The 18,041-nt window shown below is 66.7% G+C and carries 16 protein-coding genes; 11 read left to right on the forward strand and 5 right to left on the reverse strand.

The window, feature by feature from the left end; translation table 11 throughout:
- The first annotated feature begins 48 nt into the window (after positions 1 to 48).
- Entirely contained in the window at positions 49 to 690 is a 642-nt protein-coding gene (locus ACERIM_RS03745; protein ID WP_373631304.1) for a cyclase family protein, read from the forward strand.
- A 633-nt stretch (positions 691 to 1,323) separates the two neighbouring features.
- Here the strand turns inward: ACERIM_RS03745 and cofH are convergent.
- Positions 1,324 to 2,703, reverse strand: coding sequence for a 7,8-didemethyl-8-hydroxy-5-deazariboflavin synthase subunit CofH (gene cofH, locus ACERIM_RS03750; RefSeq protein ID WP_373631306.1), 1,380 nt, complete (start codon positions 2,701 to 2,703; stop codon positions 1,324 to 1,326).
- A gap of 341 nt (positions 2,704 to 3,044) precedes the next feature.
- On the opposite strand from cofH, the gene ACERIM_RS03755 reads away from it, so the two are divergent.
- The 4 genes from ACERIM_RS03755 (at position 3,045) to ACERIM_RS03770 (ending at position 6,579) form a co-directional block, all read left to right on the forward strand.
- Entirely contained in the window at positions 3,045 to 4,064 is a 1,020-nt protein-coding gene (locus tag ACERIM_RS03755) for a phosphoribosylaminoimidazolesuccinocarboxamide synthase (protein ID WP_373631308.1), read from the forward strand.
- A 130-nt stretch (positions 4,065 to 4,194) separates the two neighbouring features.
- Positions 4,195 to 4,389 carry a hypothetical protein gene (locus ACERIM_RS03760; protein ID WP_049905860.1) on the forward strand — a complete coding sequence of 65 codons (195 nt, stop codon included), beginning with the start codon at positions 4,195 to 4,197 and terminating at the stop codon, positions 4,387 to 4,389.
- Between the two features lie 471 nt (positions 4,390 to 4,860).
- A complete protein-coding gene (locus tag ACERIM_RS03765) occupies positions 4,861 to 6,156 on the forward strand; it encodes an MFS transporter (protein ID WP_373631310.1) in 1,296 nt (431 codons plus the stop codon).
- Positions 6,157 to 6,306: 150 nt separating this feature from the next.
- Entirely contained in the window at positions 6,307 to 6,579 is a 273-nt protein-coding gene (locus ACERIM_RS03770; protein ID WP_006650209.1) for a MoaD/ThiS family protein, read from the forward strand.
- A 276-nt stretch (positions 6,580 to 6,855) separates the two neighbouring features.
- On the opposite strand, the gene ACERIM_RS03775 is transcribed toward ACERIM_RS03770, so the two are convergent.
- Positions 6,856 to 8,160 carry an acetamidase/formamidase family protein gene (locus ACERIM_RS03775; RefSeq protein ID WP_373631312.1) on the reverse strand — a complete coding sequence of 435 codons (1,305 nt, stop codon included), beginning with the start codon at positions 8,158 to 8,160 and terminating at the stop codon, positions 6,856 to 6,858.
- Between the two features lie 565 nt (positions 8,161 to 8,725).
- The gene (locus tag ACERIM_RS03780; protein ID WP_006650207.1) at positions 8,726 to 9,685 is read right to left on the reverse strand and encodes a formyltetrahydrofolate deformylase; all 960 of its coding nucleotides are present in this window, start codon (positions 9,683 to 9,685) and stop codon (positions 8,726 to 8,728) included.
- A gap of 408 nt (positions 9,686 to 10,093) precedes the next feature.
- Between ACERIM_RS03780 and purS the strand changes: the two genes are divergently transcribed.
- The 3 genes from purS (at position 10,094) to ACERIM_RS03795 (ending at position 14,395) form a co-directional block, all read left to right on the forward strand.
- Positions 10,094 to 10,345 (forward strand): phosphoribosylformylglycinamidine synthase subunit PurS, encoded by a 252-nt coding sequence (gene purS / locus ACERIM_RS03785; protein WP_006181337.1) that lies wholly within the window; start codon positions 10,094 to 10,096, stop codon positions 10,343 to 10,345.
- Positions 10,346 to 10,404: 59 nt separating this feature from the next.
- Complete coding sequence (gene purQ / locus ACERIM_RS03790; protein ID WP_006181338.1) at positions 10,405 to 11,082, forward strand: phosphoribosylformylglycinamidine synthase I; 678 nt, start codon at positions 10,405 to 10,407, stop codon at positions 11,080 to 11,082.
- A gap of 130 nt (positions 11,083 to 11,212) precedes the next feature.
- Positions 11,213 to 14,395, forward strand: a complete 3,183-nt coding sequence (locus ACERIM_RS03795) for a PAS domain S-box protein (RefSeq protein ID WP_373631315.1) — start codon at positions 11,213 to 11,215, stop codon at positions 14,393 to 14,395.
- A 95-nt stretch (positions 14,396 to 14,490) separates the two neighbouring features.
- Here ACERIM_RS03795 and ACERIM_RS03800 read toward each other — a convergent pair whose 3' ends face one another.
- Positions 14,491 to 14,655 (reverse strand): hypothetical protein, encoded by a 165-nt coding sequence (locus ACERIM_RS03800; protein ID WP_006181340.1) that lies wholly within the window; start codon positions 14,653 to 14,655, stop codon positions 14,491 to 14,493.
- A gap of 52 nt (positions 14,656 to 14,707) precedes the next feature.
- A complete protein-coding gene (locus ACERIM_RS03805; RefSeq protein ID WP_373631317.1) occupies positions 14,708 to 15,808 on the reverse strand; it encodes an archaeosine biosynthesis radical SAM protein RaSEA in 1,101 nt (366 codons plus the stop codon).
- 132 nt (positions 15,809 to 15,940) lie between these two features.
- On the opposite strand from ACERIM_RS03805, the gene ACERIM_RS03810 reads away from it, so the two are divergent.
- The 3 genes from ACERIM_RS03810 (at position 15,941) to tgtA (ending at position 17,975) form a co-directional block, all read left to right on the forward strand.
- Complete coding sequence (locus ACERIM_RS03810) at positions 15,941 to 16,138, forward strand: hypothetical protein (RefSeq protein ID WP_049964891.1); 198 nt, start codon at positions 15,941 to 15,943, stop codon at positions 16,136 to 16,138.
- Positions 16,128 to 16,424 (forward strand): type II toxin-antitoxin system RelE/ParE family toxin, encoded by a 297-nt coding sequence (locus ACERIM_RS03815; protein WP_373631319.1) that lies wholly within the window; start codon positions 16,128 to 16,130, stop codon positions 16,422 to 16,424. Before ACERIM_RS03810 ends, ACERIM_RS03815 begins: the two co-directional genes overlap by 11 nt.
- A gap of 72 nt (positions 16,425 to 16,496) precedes the next feature.
- Positions 16,497 to 17,975, forward strand: a complete 1,479-nt coding sequence (gene tgtA / locus ACERIM_RS03820; protein ID WP_373631321.1) for a tRNA guanosine(15) transglycosylase TgtA — start codon at positions 16,497 to 16,499, stop codon at positions 17,973 to 17,975.
- Positions 17,976 to 18,041: the final 66 nt, after the last annotated feature.

Below are 18,041 nucleotides of genomic sequence, written 5' to 3' on the forward strand. Positions count from 1 at the left end.
GCTCGAGGTCCGGACAGCGTTATGCCCCGTCGCCGACAGCTATCCCGCATGCAGATCGATCTCACCCAGCCGATCGAAACGGGGATGCAGACCTACCCCGGCGACCCCCCGGTCGCCGTCCACCCCCACGCGACCCACGCGGACGACGGCGCTCGCGTCTCGAGCCTCAAGTGTGGCAGCCACACCGGAACCCACGTCGACGCGCCCGCCCACACCGAGCCCGACGGCCGAACGCTCGCTGCCTATCCGCTCGAGCGGTTCGTCTTCGACGCCGTCCGGGTCGACTGTCGCGACCTCGAGGCCCGCGAGCCGATCCCCGCGTCGCGAGTGCCTGACGGCGATACCGACCTCGCCGCGTTCTGGACCGGCTGGGACGCCCACTGGGGGACCGACCGCTACCTCGAGCATCCCTATCTCTCGCCGGCCGCGGCCGAAACCTGTGCCGAACGGGGACTGGACGTGGCCGTCGACACGCTCAACCCCGATCCGACGCCGACCGAGGGTGCTGGCGCGGATGAGCCCGACGGAGCCCCGGCCCACCACGCACTGCTCGGTGATGACCGGCTGATCCTCGAGAATCTGACCGGGCTCGAGGCGGTCGGCGAGCGGTTCGAACTCCGGGCGTATCCGCTCGCGCTCGCTGGCGATGGCGCGCCGGTGCGGGCCGTCGGCGTCCGCGGTGGGGACTAGGCCTCACGACCGCGAGTAATTACTGCGACCGCTAGTTCCGCTTGATCGTTATCGTGATAGCGTCGACGGTCGCACCGGTGTCCGATCGGACGACGACGAGTCTGTACGTCCGCTCGTCGCCGCGGTCCTGCGGCGGTGCCAGATCGTTCTTGTACGTCGGTTCGTGCCCCGTCAGCGAGGATATCTTGACGATTTCGTCCGTTCCGTTCGTCCGTTCGTACGTCTTGAGGGAGTAATTGGTCTCGTCGTCGAGACGATGGTCGAGTTCGTATCGCGCCCCGTCTAGCTCGTTGACGTCGTAGACGGAGACGTTCCGTATGACCGTCCCATTGGTCGGTTCGCCGACCGAGGTCGAGTAGTCCGCTTGGGTCAGACAGCCGCCGAGCGCTACCGTACTTACGATGAGAACGAGTCCCCAGTACCAGTCGCCCGTTCCCGTGAAACGAAGCCGTCATTATCGGGACAAAACACCGATGGCAGGAGTACGTTCAAGAGGTCTGTCACGAGACACGATCGTGAGTGGGACCGGGCCGCAGTTAAGTATTCATCTCACTGAAACAGGGACTGTAGTCACCGGGAGCGGTGGCAGTGTGCCGCCACCGTGGAACGACGGATGGAGACGGCCGGCACCGATCAGTCGTCGGCCGGCACCGCCCGCTCTTCGCGTTCCGCTCGAGTCAGCAGCGGCGTCCCGTCGGCCCTCGGCCCGAGTCGGGGACCAAAGGGCGGGTCGTCGGGGTCGATGACCCGGCGCTTCTCGTAGTCGGTCGAGCGCTCGACGGGCACGCGGCCGATCGAGGAGATCATCTCGACGTAGTCCTCGAACGAGCGGAACTCGCCGAAGCCGCCGCCGGCGCGTTTGGTGATCTCCTCCGAAAGGATCGTCCCCATGTAGTCGTCGGCCCCACACGAGAGCATCTTCAGCCCCTGCTCGTCGCCGTACTTGACCCACGAGGCCTGGATGTGATCGATGTTATCGAGAAACAGCCGCGAGACGGCGATCAGCAGTTCGTCCTCGTCGATGCTGGCCCCGCCAGAGACCACGTCGTGTTCGTACAGCGGCGTGTTCTGGTGGATAAAGGAAAGCGGGACGAACTCCGTGATGTTGCCCGTGCGGTCCTGTAGGTCCCGGATCCGTTTCAAGTGCAGTGCGCGGTGGGCTTCGTTCTCGACGTGGCCGTACATGATCGTCGCCGTCATCCCGAGGCCGACGTTCGCGGCGGCCTCCATGGCCTCGAGCCACCCCTCGGTACTGATCTTGCCGGGACAGATCACCTCGCGGACCTCCTCGACGAGGATCTCCGCTGCGGTCCCGGGGACGGTGTCGAGTCCCGCGTCCCGCAGTCGGCGGTAGACCTCCTCGTAGGACCAGTCGGTGCCCCGCCGGGCGTGGTAGGCCTCTTCGGGCGTCATCGAGTGGACGTGGACGCCGTCGACGCTCATCGCCGAGAGCTGGTCCGTGTAGGTACCGGGACTGGTGTCGTAGACCGCCGGCGGCTTGTAGTTGACTTCCTTCGGGTTCGGGTGGGCCTCGAGGATCTCCCGATGTTCCTCGTCGAGCGCGAACGCGGGGTGCAGTCCCGAGACGGACGTGACTTCGTAGATGCCCCGTTCGACGGCGTCGGCGACGATCTCGCGGGACTCGGCGGGCGTCTTCGTGAACCCCGCCGTCTCGATCTCCGTCTCGCTCTCGAAGGTGTGAGCTGCATCTTTGAAATTGCAGAACAGACAGCCCACGTTACAGGCCGTCGTGACGTTGTTGTTCAGGTTCGCGATGAAGGTGACCTCCTCACCGACCTGCTCGGCGCGCCGGCGATCGGCCGCCTCGAGGACGCGTTCCTTGCGCCGGCGATCGATGCCGTCGCTGTCGGTCCCAGTCGTGAGTAACTCGATGGCGTCGTCGACATCGAGTCGGTCGCCATCGCGCGCTTTCGCCAGTGCGTTCTCGAACGACTGGTCGGTCTCGGGAACGTGTTCGAACGCCAGGTCGGCCTCGGTCACCGGTCGCTCCATCGACGTAACGATGCTCGCACAGCGAGAAAAGGGTGATGGATCCGGACCCCGCCCCGTCAGAATCGGCCGCGTCGAGAGTTGCCGCTACCGATGACGCGAGGCAAGGCGGATCGCGGCCGCCACCGGCCGTCGAACCGAACCGGCGGTGGCGCTCGTCACTCCGCGTCTGGCTCCGGGCGTTCGGGCTCCCGACTACCGACCGAATATTGAAACCTTCTTACGCTCCGGCCACGGCAACTGGGATATGAGCGACGGGGGCGAACACGTCCTGAGGTGTCTCGCGTGACTGCACTCACAGCGCAACCGTTCGACCGGTCCAGGATCCACGTGGGGTGGATCCGATGACCAGCGTCAAGGAGTTCCGCATCGAGGAGGACGCGACCGACGACGATCTCGGCCGCGGCTCGTTCGTCTTTACCGACGACTACTCGGTGTTCGACTGGGGGAAGATGCCCGACCAGATCCCCCAGAAGGGCGCGAGCCTCTGTACCATGGGCGCGTTCAACTTCGAACTGCTCGAGTCCGAGGGCGTCCCCACCCATTACCGCGGCGTTGTCGAAAACGGCGATGTCGTCGCCCTCGCGGACGCGTCCCACCCGCCCTGGGAGATGGCCATCGATCTGACGCAGGTGCCCGACCTCCCCCACGAGGGCCGCGAGTACGACTACGACAGCTACCACGAGGCGGCCGGCGAGAACTACCTGATCCCGCTGGAGATCGTCTTCCGCAACCGGGTCCCGGTCGGCTCGAGCCTGCGCAGCCGAACCGACCCCGCGGACCACGGGCTCGCGTTCGACGAGTGGCCCGACGAGGCCGTCGACCTCGCGGAGCCGATCGTCGAGTTCTCCACGAAGTACGAGGAAGGCGACCGCTATCTCGAGCGGGCGGAGGCTGACGCCATCGCCGGCAAGGCGTCGATCGACGACCTCGAGTCGCTGGCCCGTGAGGTCAACCGGATCGTTACCGAGCAGGCCGACGCCGCCGGGTTGACCCACGAGGACGGCAAGATCGAGTGTCTCTACTATCAGGGCGAGATCCGGGTCGGCGACGTCGTCGGCACCTTCGACGAGAACCGCTTTAGCTACGAGGGGACCCAGCTCTCGAAGGAGGTCCTGCGCCAGTACCACAAGCGCACCCAGCCCGACTGGGTCCGGGCCGTCGACGACGCCAAGGCCGAGGCCAAAGCCGAGGACGTCGCCGACTGGAAATCGCTCTGCGAGGAAGCGCCCGAGCCCCTCGAGGAGTCGGTCCTCGAAACCGCGAGCGAACTGTATCGCAGCGGTGCGAACGCCTACACCGACCGCGAATTCTTCGACGCGCCGCCGCTCTCGAGCGCGATCGGCGCGGTCCGGCGGCTCTGACGGCGGCGAGTCCGGGCGGGAACGAACGCCGCTACCGGCTCGATCACGCGTCCATTGCTGTCATTTCTCACCCGGCACCGGACAAAGTAACCCTCATATGGCGGGAGTGGCGACGATCGAACGAACACGAATGAGTCTCATAGCCAGCACAGCGGGTATCGTCCTGTTCAGCTTCACGTCCGGTATCGCGATGGTCGCGACCGTCATGCTGAGCGTCTTCATGTTGGCCATCCTGTTTCTGACGTTCGCGCCGCTTCGCTCGAGCGATTGGGCGGGTCGGGAGGACGCGACCGCGGCGGCGAGTGCCGAACCGAGCGACGACTGAACACCTCGTCCGTCGCCCGTTCCGCTCGCGTCGTCTCCCTCGCCGCTCGAGCCATCGGTTCGTCTCGAGCGACGACTCCAGCGGATGCGGCTGCCTGGGGTTTCGCCTGCCTGTACTCACCGCCGAACGTGACGGAGTTCATGACAGTACGGAATCAGTACATTTTTGATGGATCGTGCGTATCTTCCCGGTGATTCGTTCTATGACCCGCCGGATCTCGGTTCGTCCGGTGTTCGACCCCCTCTCGCCCCCCGCCGCGTGACGGGCCCGATAGCCGCAGCACTCGGGTTCGTTTCGCTACCGCCGCGGTAGCCGCACTTTCTCTCGACCGAACACGCACATGCCGACATCCACCGAGCCACCGGTCACCGGCCGTGGCTCGCACGACCGCGTATCGATATTCGAATCACCGCCGACCCGATCGCTCGAACCGCCCGGAGCCGTGTCGCCGCTCCGCAGGGGTGGTCCGCGATGATCGCCGCCGGGCGCTTGCTGGGGCGAAACCGGGACTTTCGCCGCTTCGTCGCCGGTCAGTTCGCGACGAACGCCGGGGACAGTCTCTACACGGTCGCCGTACTCTGGCTCGCCTTCGAACTGACCGGGTCGACCCTCGTCACCGGCACATTGAACGCGATACTGCTGCTCCCGTGGCTGCTGCAGGTGTTCGCCGGCCCGCTCGTCGACCGGCTACCGCTCAGATCCGTCCTCGTCGGCTCACAGGTGGTCCAGGGCGTCGTCGTACTCGTCCTGCCGCTCGCAGCGGTGACCGGACGGCTCCGCGTCGGTCTCCTGTTCGTCGTCGCCCCAGTGCTGATGCTCGCGACGCTGGTGATGGGGCCGATGGAGACCGCGCTGCTCCCCCGGATCGTCGACGAGGACCGGCTCTCCGAGGCCAACTCCGCGCTGGCGACGGTGACGCTCGGGCTGGACATGGTGTTCGACGCGATCGGAGGCGGGGTCATCGCCGTCTTCGGCGCGACGACGCTGTTCCTCGCCGACTCGCTCACGTTCGCCGTCGCAGCGGTACTCTTCGCCGGAATCACGATCGGAACGCCCGCGAATTCGAACGAAAGCGGTGGGGCCGACGAGTCCGCACCGTCCGTCGGATCGATACTCCGGTCGTACGGTTCGGACCTCCGAGTGGGTATCGAAGTCCTCCGCGGGACCCTCTTCGTCGAACTGATTCTGCTGACTGCGGTGGCGAACTTCGCGACCGGGGTCGCGCTGGCGATTCTGCCGGCGTTCGGCGACGGACTGGGCGGTCCCGCGATCTACGGCCTGCTGCTGGGGGCCCTTGGCATCGGTCGGCTCGTCGGATCGATCCTCGGTCCGTACGTGGCCGGCGTCCCATACGGGACGGTACTGCTCTCGCACGGGCTCGGTGCGGGGTGTTGGGTCGCGGCGGTCGTCGCGCCGTCGCCGGCGCTTACGGTCGCACTGTTCGGCCTCGCGTGGGTGCCGATCGGCGCATCGGGCGTACTCACGGCGACGCTGAACCAGCGACTGTTTCCGGCCGACCTACTGGGCCGGATCTCGGCAACGAAGGGGACCGCTTCGGGGGCGACGCTCCCGCTTGGCTCGCTCGTCGGCGGGGTCGTCGCCGATACGCTGGGAACGACGACCACCATGGCGCTGGCCCCGGGCGGCTTCGGCTTCACGGCCGCCTACGTCCTCCTGCGGCCGCGGCTCCGCCGCCTCCCCGCGGCCGAGGCCGCGACTCCGGACGACTTCGATCTCCGGTTCGGGACGGAGCGGCCCGAACCGTAAGGGGCTCGCTTCGATCCCTACCGCGCGGAGTCGACCCTACAGCCCGTACTGGTCCCCACCAGACGGGCGACGGCGCGACGTCCTCGAAGCCGGCGCCCTCGAGCAACGGGCGGCGGTCGGTATATGTCGCCGGTCGTCCCAGTAGTCGGTATGGAGACCGAAGTCACGGTGTACGGCCCGCTCCGGAGCGCGACCGGCAACAAGACGGTGGTCCTCGAGTGGGCGGGCGGGACCGTCGCCGACGCGCTCGCGGCGCTCGTCGACGCCTATCCGCGCGCGGCGTCGCACCTCTACGACGGCGACGCGGTACGCGCGAGCGTCAGGGTCTCGCTCGAGGGCGATCGGGCCGGGCTCGACGAGTCAGTACCCGAGGGCGCGGCGCTGGCGGTAGTGCCGGCCGTGCAGGGCGGATCTCGTCACTGAGTGATGGACGGAGTCGAAAGAAACGGGAAGACGAACGAGTTCGCTGCTATCGTGGCTGCAGTGAGGACCACGCCCTCCCCAACCGATTTCTACTCACGGGCACGAAGTGCCCGTTCGTATGGTTCGCGGAACCGTCGGTTCCGCGCTAACGCTCGGTCACTCCGTTCGCTCGCTCATCCCTCGCGCGAGATCGTGCCACGGCTCACCAGTGGTTCGCCGTGTCCCAGCGCGCGCCACCGCAGGGGGAAAGCGGAGGGGGCTACGGCACGGGGCCGGCTACAGTCCGTACTGCTCGCGCACGAGGTGGTCCATCCCGCGGTCCTCGAGGATGTCCATCGGAGCTAGCATGTCCAGTTGGACGACGCCGGGGAGCCGGCCGATCTGGACGCCGCCGGTAAACGTACACCGCGAGCGGACCTCGCCCTCGCTCATCTCGAGCAACTTCCCGGCGCGATCGAAGGCGTTCTGCGTGGCGTCGTTGACCGTCGCGCCGGAGCCGACGACCTGGATCGGACCCATGTCCGTCTCGACGTCGACGTCGTGTTCCGCGCCGAGGTCGCGGCCCGCCTCGCGCTCCTCGTCGCTGTAGGGTTTGCTGATGAACGGCAGGTCCTCCTCCGGCGGGAGCAAGACGGGGCCGTCGATCTCGAGGTCGTCGATGACCTCGACGTCCATTCGGACGGTGCCGCTGACGTCGGTCGTGTGCAGGGAGAGTTCGCCGTCGCCCTGATTGGCGTGGAGGTCGCCAACGTAGACCCCGCCGCCGTCGACCTTGACGGGACAGATCAGCGTCGCGCCCTCGCGGACCTGCGGGATGTCCATGTGGCCGTCAGTGCGGGCCTCGAGGTCGGCCTCGCTGTCGACGCCGTAGTCGTGGTCGGCCCCGATGAGGAACTGGCCGAAGTCGCCAGCGTTGTGCGAGTCGGGCATCGTGACCGGTGGGGTCGTCCCGACGTTGCCGATGAACGGGCGCAGCCGACCCAGCGTTCCGGGCATCTCGCCGGGCTCGTACAGCAGGATCGGGTGCTGTCGGGAGTTGGCAGGGATGTCCATTACTTCCGCGGCGTCCTCGGCGAGTTCGTGGGCCGCGTCCTCGTCGAGGGTGATCCCGACGGTCCCGTCGTCGAAAGCGACGGTGTAGCCGTACTCGAAGCCGAACGAAGAGGCGTTCGCGCCGCACTCGGCGCACTTGATCGCGTCCTCGCCGGTCCCTTCGACGATCGAGTCGGGCCACTTCGTGCCACACTCCGGACAGCGGTGGTCGACGAACGGGTCGTCGCCGAAGGCGTCCTCGCGCTCGGCCATCGAGCCCGTACTCGTCGCCATGCTCGTGACCTCGATATCGCGGATGTGTAAGGCGATCGCGTCGCCGACCTCGGCCCCCGCGACGCGGATCGGCCGGGTCACCTCGTGGCCGCCGTGGAACTCCGGTGTTACCATCGGCCCCCAACAGCCCGGCGGGGTGTAGGTCTCGATCGTCCCGCCGTCCGCGACGGTCCCCGCCCACTCCTGATCGGGGCCGACGAGCCCGAGCGTGTACTGGTCGACGTGCAGCTCCCGGTGGATATCTTGTTGTGCCATACCAATCCATAGTTGGTCGCTGACGTCGATAAGGGTGCCGCTCACGGAACCGACGGTGAGCGCTCGTCCGCCCTCGGATGAACGGACGACGGGGCGAAACTATGTCGAGCGACGCCGATTCGACTCCCCGATCCGGTTTCGGTGGCGACCGGCGCTGGTTGCGGCTGTGTTCCCGACATCCACGACGACCACGCTCCGCTGTTCGAACGGGTCGCGATCGACCGGGAGAACGCCTGCCGGGGTCGGACGAACTCGTTCGGCTGGCCGTGGCCGAATCCGCCGCAATAGGTTCGTTCAAGTGGCTCTCGTGTCTTCTGTCAAGCGATGACTGACTCGACGGATGCGGATTCGCCCGAGTGTCGACAGTGTGGGAGCCCAGTGGGATCGTCTTCCGAACAGCGCGTCGTGACGACCGTCGAGGACGGCACCGCCGTCCACCGGCATTTCTGCAGCGACGACTGCCGCGATCAGTGGGAATCGTCGGACTCGGCCTGAGTATCGGGCTCGAGACGGGTCACTACGGTCCTCAAACGGAAGATAGCGGGAGAGACGAACGCCGCCGCGGCTATTGGTCCTTGGCGACCGCGCTGCCGATCCCGTCGACCGGCCGATCGGGCGTGAACTCGTCGATTTCGTCGGGGAGCCCGAGCTGGTATTTGGTGCCGTTTTCCCGGACCGAGGTCCGACCGCGGTGGACCGAAACGTCGCCGTTTAAGTGGAGCTGGACGGCCTCGAGCAAGGCGTCTGCCTCCAGTGGCTGGCCGCGGTGTTTCATGTCGTCTATATCGGCGTCGTCGGGGACGTCGAACGCGCGCTGGGTAATGATCGGCCCCTGATCGAGGTCGGTCGTGACGTAGTGGGCGGTGACGCCCGCGACGCGGACGCCTTCGTCCAGTGCCTGCCGGTAGGCCTCCGCGCCGGGGAAGGCCGGCAGCAGGGAGGGGTGGACGTTGATGATGCGGTCCTCGTAGCGAAAGACCACGTTCGGCGAGAGGATTCGCATGTACCGCGCGAGGACGATCAGGTCGACGTCGTACTCCGCGAGGAGTTCGAGCAGTTCGTCCTCGTTTTGCTGGCCGCCCTCGTCGCCGATGTCGTGGAACGGGACGTCGTAGTGTTCGGCCAGCGGCTGTAAGTCGTCGTGATTGCCGATGACGACCCCGATGTCGGCGCCGAGTTCGTCGTTGGCCCAGGCCTCGAACAGCGCCTCGAGGCAGTGGCTCTCCTTGGTGACGAGGACGGCGATCTGCTGGCTCTCGCGATCGGACGGGAACCGGACCTGGACGTCGAGTCCGAGGTCGTCCCCGAGGTCGTGGAGGTCTTCCCGGAGCGTCGACTCGGTACAGACCATCTCCGAGGTGTCGACGGCGAGATACATCCGGAAGACGCCGTCACGAACCGCCTGATCGAGGTCCTCGATGTTGATTCCGCGCTCGAACAGGAGGCTGGTTACGTTCGCGATCAGTCCCGTGTCGTCCTCTCCGATCACCGTGATCTCGGTTACGTCGGTCGTCAACGCTGCCACCTCCGCTCGAGCGATTCGCGATTCATCACGACGGATCCCAGTCCACGAGCGGCTAAAAGTCCTGCTTTCCGGCAGAGTGCGTGAGAATCGCCCGCATTCCGTTTCGGAGCGGTCCGTCGGGGCGAACCATGCCGTTCCGATGGCAGTGGCGTTCCTGCCGTGCCAGCAGCGAGACGGCTCCCTCGAGCGGATTCGCCGGACACGAGACGCTGTTTTCCCCACGGGTGACGGATCGGACCGCCGGACAGGTGTCGTTCCAGTCGGACGCCGATGCGGTGACCGTCCACGCCACCGGCGACTGGGGTGGCGGGACACGGGGCGATCCCCCGACTCGTATCGATATCCACGAACATGTATTACGGAGCCAAGGCGAAAGCGTTTTTGAGCACGGTTGCGGGGTATCAGGTGATGACCGCCTACACCGCGACGGTGACGGTTCGACTCAAACGTGGCGTCTTAGATCCGGAGGCCGAGACGACCGCACAGGCCTTGGAGCGGCTGGGCTTCGAACTCGAGGAGTTGCGCTCGGCCGACCGCTTCGAGGTCGACCTCGAGGCCGAAAGCGCCGAGGCTGCGCGCGAGCGCGCAGACGAGATGGCCGAACGGCTGCTGGCGAACCCGACCATCCACGACTACGACGTGGAGGTCGCCGAACGGTAGATGACGGTTTCTCTCACACCGATCGAAACCGTCGATCGCAACACCGCGGGGTGGCGACTGTGACGGTTTCGATCGTCCGCTTCGGCGGCTCGAACTGCGACCGCGACGCCGAGCGCGCCCTCGAGTACCTCGGCATCGACGCCGAGATCGTCTGGCACGAGGACGGACTTCCCGCGGACACGACGGGGATCGTCCTCCCCGGCGGGTTCTCCTACGGCGACTACCTGCGGGCCGGCGCGATGGCGGCCCGGTCGCCGATCATGGCCGAGGTCCGCGAGGCCGCCGCGGACGGCGTCCCCGTCCTCGGGGTCTGTAACGGCGCGCAGGTCGGCTGCGAAGCCGGACTTACGGAGGGTGCCTTTACCACCAACGAGAGCGCGCGCTTCCAGTGTGAACACGTCCATCTGCGTGTCGAGCGAGCGGACACCCCCTGGACCGCCGCCTACGAGGAAGGCGAGGTCATCGAGGTGCCGATCGCCCACGGCGAGGGCCGCTACGAGATCGCCGACGACCGACTGGCCGACCTCGAGGACGAAGGCCGGGTCCTCTTCCGATACTGCGACGCGGACGGCGAGACGAGCCCCGAGGCCAACCCCAACGGCTCGAAACACGCCGTCGCGGGCGTCCTCGGCGAACGCGACACCGTCGCGGTGTTGATGCCCCACCCCGAGCGCGCGACCCTCCCCGACATCGGCCCGACCGACGGGCAGGGTGTGTTGTGCGGGTTCGAACAGTAATTCGCAGCGTCACTGCCGCTCGGTCTATTTTACCCTCCTTCCGAAACGATAAGAACTACGACGCAGTTCGTGAACTGAGTGAAACAGTAATAGGGGGCTAGTTCGTTGAACACGACCGGACTATCGAGGCATGGATAGGATCATCGGTCCGGACACGCGAGCCGTCGTCATCGGTACCGACACCGGCGACGCCGAACGCGCCCTCGAGGAGCGCGGCGTCTCGGTCGCGTCGACTCGGTCGGTCGCCGAGTGTCTCGACCGACTCGGGACGGCCGACTGCATCGTGATCGCCGGCTCGGGTTCGGCCGTGAACCCGGTCGCGTGTTGTCGGCGACTCCGCGACCGGCGGGCCGACGTGCCGATCGTCGTCTTCCCCGATGGCGGCAGCGAACGGCTCGCAGGCGATGTCGTCGCGGCGGGGGCAGACGGCTACGTCCCCCGATCACAGGGAACGGAACCGCTCCTCGAGCGGCTTCGGAAACTGCTTGCGGACCGAGAGAACGGAAACCGTGACCCGTCGGACACCGAACACAAGCGTCCGTTCGAGGCCGTTCCGTCATCGACGGCCGATCCCTCGAGCCGACTCGAACTGCTCGTCGAACAGTCGCCGCTCGCGATCATCGAGTGGAACCTCGAGTTCGGGGTCCGAAACTGGAACCCGGCGGCGACGGAACTGTTCGGCTACACCGCCAACGAGGCGATGGGCCAGGTCGCGCCCGACTTCCTCGTTCCCGAGGGGGACCGCGAAGCGGTCCGGGAGTACTGGGAGCGACTCGTCGACGGCGACCCGGATGAGTTGCCCTCGCGACAGGTCAACCGCAACCGGTGCAAGGACGGGACGACGATAACCTGCGAGTGGTTCAATACGCCGATCGTCGAGGACGGCGAGATCGTCAGCGTCCTCTCGTTCGGGCAGGACATCACCGCGGACGTCAAGCGCGCGACCGCGCTCGAGGCGCTGCAGGAGACGACCCGTGAGCTGCTCCGGGCGGAATCGACCGACGAGATCGCCGACATCGTCATGGCGGCGACCGAGGACGTGATCGACCGGCCGCTGGGCTCGATCAGGTACTACGACGAGGAAACCGACCGCCTCGAACTCGCCGGCATCACGTCCGAACTCGACCGTCGTACCGGCGATATTTCGTCGGTCGGCGGCGAGTATACGAGCCTCTGGAACGCCTACACCGAGGGGGAATCGACCGTCGTCGAGGAGCCATCAACCGACCGGGTCCCCTACGATGTCACGATCGGCATGGGGAACGCGGTCCTCCAGCCGCTCGGCGATCACGGCATACTCTCGGTGGCGTCCCCCGCGACGAGCGAACTCGACGAGGCCGAACGCAACCTCCTCAACGTCCTCGCGACGACGGCCGAGGCGGCGCTCGATCGGGCCGCTCGGGAACGCGAACTCGAGCGAACGAAGACGGTCGTCGAGACGGTCGGCGACTGCGTCTATCAACTCGACCACGAGGGCCGGTTCGTGACCGTCAACGATACGATGGCGACGACGACGGGCTACGATCGCGACGACCTCCTCGGCGAACACGTCTCGACGATACTCACCGACGAAAGCGTCGCGCGCGGGCAACGCTACGTCGAGGAGTTGCTGGCCGACGACGACCGACGCGTCGCGACCTACGAGATCACGCTGACGAATACGGACGGGACGGAAACGCCCGCCGAGGTCAACATGGCGCTGTTGACGACCGACGGGGAACTCGAGGGAACGGTCGGCATCGCCCGCGACATCAGCGACCGCAAGCGCATGGAGCGACAGCTGGTTGATCGAAAGGCGAAGATTCAGGGGCTCCACGGCGTCGCCTCCCGGCTCGACGGCTGTGAGAGCCGCGCGGAGATCTACGACGTGGCCATCGAAGCCGCGGAGGATGTCCTTGACTTCGACGGCTGTGTCATCGACATGGTCAGCGGGGACGAACTCGTCACGGAAGCCGCGTCGTCGGCTCTCACGGCCGACCCCGAAGACAGGACCCCGATCGACGGCTGTCTCGCCGGCCGAACCTATCGCACCGGCCAGTTGTTCCGACTGGACGACGTGACGGGCGATCGAACGCCACGGATCGAGGGCTGCCGGTCGGTCCTGACGGCCCCGATCGGCGATCGGGCCGTGTTCCAGGCCGTCTCCCGGGAGCCGTCGGCGTTTTCCCCGACCGACGAGGAGTTGACGGAGCTGTTGCTCTCTCACGTCGCCGACGCGCTCGACCGGATCGCGTTCGAGGAGCGGCTACGAACCGAGCGCGACCGGTTCGCCGCCCTGTTCGAGAACGTCCCCGACGGCGTCGTCAGCGTCAGCAACCTCTCGGACGGGCCGATCGTCGAGGCAGTCAACCCGGCGTTCGAGCGACTCTTCGGCTACGAGGAGTCGACCCTCGTCGGCGAGTCGCTCGACGAGTTCGTCGTGCCGACCGACAGGACGGACGAGGCCGAGACGCTCAACCGACGCGGCAGCAGGGGCAAGGTCGGCGAGGCCGAGGTCAAACGACGGACCGTGAACGGCCTGCGCGATTTCCGGCTCCGGGTCGTCCCGATCGAGATGGACGGCTCGTCGGACCGCGCCTTCGGCCTGTACACCGACATCACCGAACGGAAACAGCGCCAGAAACGCCTCGAGATCCTCAACCGCGTGCTGCGACACGACCTGCGAAACGGGATGAACATCATCGAGGGCTGTGCCGAGATGCTCGCCGACGCCGTCGGCGAGGACGAGTACGTCGAAACCATTCGAAACCGGACGAACGAACTCGTCGGGCTCGCGGAGAAGACCCGCGCCGTCGAGCGCGTCCTCGACTGCGATCAGGCACCGACCGGCCCGCTCGACATCTCGGCGGCGATCGACCGCGCGATCGACCGCCTCGAGGACGCTGCGCCGGCGGTCGAGGTCACCCGAACGCTGCCGGACGGTGTCCAGGCGCGCGCCGACGAATACCTCGAGACGGCGATCTACCAGGTCCTCGAGAACGCCGTCGAACACAGCGATCGGGACCGGCCGGCCATCGACGTGACCCTTCGGGACTGCCCGGACGACGAACTGCTGACGCTCTCGATCGCCGACGACGGCCCCGGCATCCCCGACGAGGAGCGCGAACTGCTCGAGGGCGAACGGGAGATCACCCAACTGCGCCACGGCAGCGGACTCGGCCTCTGGCTCGTCAACTGGGTCGTCACCCAGACCGGCGGTCAGCTCTCCTTCGCCGACAACGACCCCCGCGGGACCGTCGTCACGCTCGAGGTCCCGCGCGCGGACGCGGAACCGATCCGCTCGGCGTCGGACGAGCCGGCTACCGGCGACTGAGACGGGTTGTTGTCACTGTATACCGGTGTCCCCGCAGGACCGTCGCAGGTACACCGGTGGTAACCGACAGTGAACCGTATGAGGCGGCGGCCGCGCTACCGACCCCACTCGTAGAACCACCAGCCAAGCCCCAGCAACAGCAGTCCTGCGCCGAACGCGGAGGTGGCAGGCTCGGGAAAGACGACGAGGAGAATACCAATGAGGATCAGGACGGTCGGCTCGAGTTCGTTGACGTATCGGGATGGGACGGGAAGCGCCATATCCGCCCGACCCGCGCCAGTGCCAAAACGGTTCGTCCTGCGACTGCCGCCGTTATCGGGTTAGCGGCTGGTTGAAGCTCCGCTCGCGCTCGATGACCGTCTCCCAGGTCAGTTCGCACTCACAGGAAACCTGCTCGAAGACCGATGGGTCCTGCCGCAGATCGAAGTCCTTGATCGCCTTCTGAACGCGGTCGTCACACTCCCCGCAGTTGTGCGGGCCGCGGTCGGAGCCGTGGCCGACCGGATCCGAGACGACGATCGCGTCGGCGTCCGCGGTCTCCTCGAGGACGTGGGCGACCGACCAGAGCCACGGCGGCCGGTAGCCGTCCTCGAAGTAGAGGTCGTCGACCATCGTGTAGCGCTGGACGTTACAGGGGTTCATCGAGACGGTATGGCAGCCGTCGACGTCGGCACAGCGCTCGACGGAGGAGATCATGTCCTCGGCGGCTTCGGACTCGGTGAGGAAAGGCGGCTTCATCAGCAGGTAGGCCTTGATGCCGGCCTCGACGTCGCCGTCCGCCTCAGCGTCAGCAGCGGCGGCCTCGGCGCAGGCGTCCTCGAAGTCCGCGAAGTCGAAGTACTTGTTCACGCAGTCGTGACGGACGCGGTCGGTCGCCGTCTCGAGGCCGATCGCGACGTCCGTATCGAGTCCGTGCTGGGTGAAGTCGCCGATCTTCTCGCGGTCGACGAAGTCGGGCAGCGACTCGACGACGATCCGGTCGCGGTCCGCGAAGGTGTCGGCGATCGCCCGGCGACTCTCCGCACCGACCTCGCGCTCGTCGAGGAACGAGCCGGAGGTGTAGATCTTGATGAGGTCGGCCGGCTCGTCAGCATTGTCCGCCTCGTGGGCCAGACAGACGTCGATCTGGTCCATCAGAGCGTCGTGGGAGACCGACCCACCGTCGACGCTTTCGGCGACGTAGCCACACATCGTACAGCCGCCGGCGCGGGCCCACCGGCAGCCGCCGGTGTTGAGGATAATCGTCAGGCTCGTCTTGACGCCGTCGGGCGTGTTGTCCTCATCGAGCCAGACGCGGGTCGGCTCGTGGGGGTCGTAGCTGGCCTCCTTTCGCGAGCGGATCTCCCGCATCGCCTGATTGTGGGCGTCCATGCCCTTGCCCTGCTCGTAGACCTCGGGGCTCGGTTTGCTCATTAGGAGACGCAAGCGGCCCGGAGCGTAAAGCGCCTTCGTCTATGCCGTTCCGAACGCCATCCCGTCGAGACATCGGTAGCCGGCGAAGGAGTTACGTTGTAAGGACTGTAAATATCACACGTAGCCGAACCCATGTCTAACGCAAGCAAGCGGATTCCGGTGACAGAAGAGCGATGGGAGGAACTGAACGAACTCAAGGGGGCCGGCGAAACGTACGACGATCTCCTCGCGGAGTTGATTCGGGAACACAAGCGGCGGGAACTTGCCGAACGGACGCGGGAGGTCCGGGATACCGATAGCGAGGCGTTGACGGCACTCGATGAGTTATAGGGTTCTGCTCGCGGACCAGCCACGCGAGTACGTCGCCGCTCTCGATGAAAAGAGTACGCGGATCGTCAGGGAAAACCTGCGGAAACTCGAGTCCGACCCGTATCCGCGACCCGATTCCGGGAGCGGTGATAAGGAGAAGCTTATCGTCGACGGCGAAGAACTCTATCGACTGCATATCGGCCGGACCCACACGGCGTTCTACGACGTCCTCGAGGACGAGCGAGAAGTTCGCGTCGTCGAGTTGCTGGATATCGATGACGCGCACAAACGCTATGGGTTCGACTGATCGAGAGAGGTCCCGTCGATCCGTCGCTCGAAAACCGTCACGACTTACGTCCGACGGGCCAACCCGAAGCCAATGCGCGAGTCCTTCGAGATCCGGGACACCGACGCCGGCGGCCGTATCGGGGAGCTAACGGTTCCCCGCGCCGGGACGACCGTCGAGACCCCGGCCCTGTTACCGGTCATCAACCCGAACTTAGACACGATCAGCCCCCGTCGGCTCGCCGACGAGTTCGGCGCCGAGATCCTCATCACGAACTCCTACATTATCCACGGCGACGACACGCTCCACGAGCGGGCCCTCGAGGAGGGGCTCCACGACTTGCTCGACTTTCCGGGCGCGATCATGACCGACTCCGGCTCGTTCCAGCTCTCGGAGTACGGCGAAATCGACGTCACCACCGAGGAGATCCTCGACTTCCAGCGCGAGATCGGCTCCGACATCGCCACGCCGGTCGACATCCCGACCCCGCCGGACGTCTCCCACGATCGGGCCGCGAGCGACCTCGAGACGACACAGGAACGCCTCGAGATCGCCGAGGACGTTGATACGGGCGAGATGCTCGTCAGCGCGCCGGTCCAAGGCTCGACCTACCCCGATCTTCGTGAGCAGGCCGGCCGCCACGCTGCGGGAACCGACCTCGACGTCTTTCCGGTCGGCGCGGTCGTCCCGCTGATGAACGACTACCGGTACGACGACATGATCGAGGTCGTCGCCGCCGCCAAGCGGGGACTGGGAGCCGACGCGCCGGTCCACCTCTTCGGGGCCGGCCATCCCATGATGTTCGCGCTGGCCGTCGCCGCGGGCTGTGACCTGTTCGACTCGGCGGCCTACGCGCTGTACGCCCGCGACGACCGCTACCTGACGGTCCGTGGCACCAGACATCTCGCGGATCTGGACTACCTCCCCTGTTCGTGTGCCGTCTGTACCGATCACTCGCCGGCCGAACTGCGCGCGCTGCCCGACGCCGAGCGCGAGTCCGAACTGGCCGCCCACAACCTCCACGTCACCTTCGCGGAAATCCGCCGGATCAAGCAGGCGATCCGGGCCGGAAACCTGCTCGAACTCGTCGAGCAACGCGCCCGCTCACATCCGGCGATGCTCGACGGCTACCGCACGCTGCTCGATCACGCCGCCCAACTCGAGCGATCCGATCCCGTCTCGAAGGGGTCGTTCTTCTACACCTCCCACGAGAGCGCCCGCCGGCCCGAAGTCGTCCGGCATCACCGACGGCTCGAGCGGCTCTCGGTGCCGGATTCGCTGTTGCTCACCGTCGACCGATCCGCGCCCGACGCGGGGTACGACGACGTCTGGCGGGTCCAACCGCCGTTCGGTCCCTTCCCGCGGGCGCTCTCGAAGACGTATCCGCTCACCGCCGAGACCCCCGAGCGGACCGATCGGGCCGCCCTCGAGGCCGCCGCCGACGGCGTCGCTCGCCTCGTCGAGACGAGCCCGGAGACCAGCGTCACGCTGGCCCATCGGGACTGGCCCGCCGACGTCCTCGAGCGACTCCCCGACGGGGTGGCCCTCGTCGATCTCGCTGACGAGGCGTGAGCCGGGGCGACTCGAGTAGGAAAACGAGGAATCGGCCGTCGCGGCCGGGTTCCGGCGGGAGCGAGG

Source organism: Natrinema sp. H-ect1 (genome assembly GCF_041821105.1).
In the GTDB taxonomy this organism is placed as follows: domain Archaea; phylum Halobacteriota; class Halobacteria; order Halobacteriales; family Natrialbaceae; genus Natrinema; species Natrinema thermotolerans.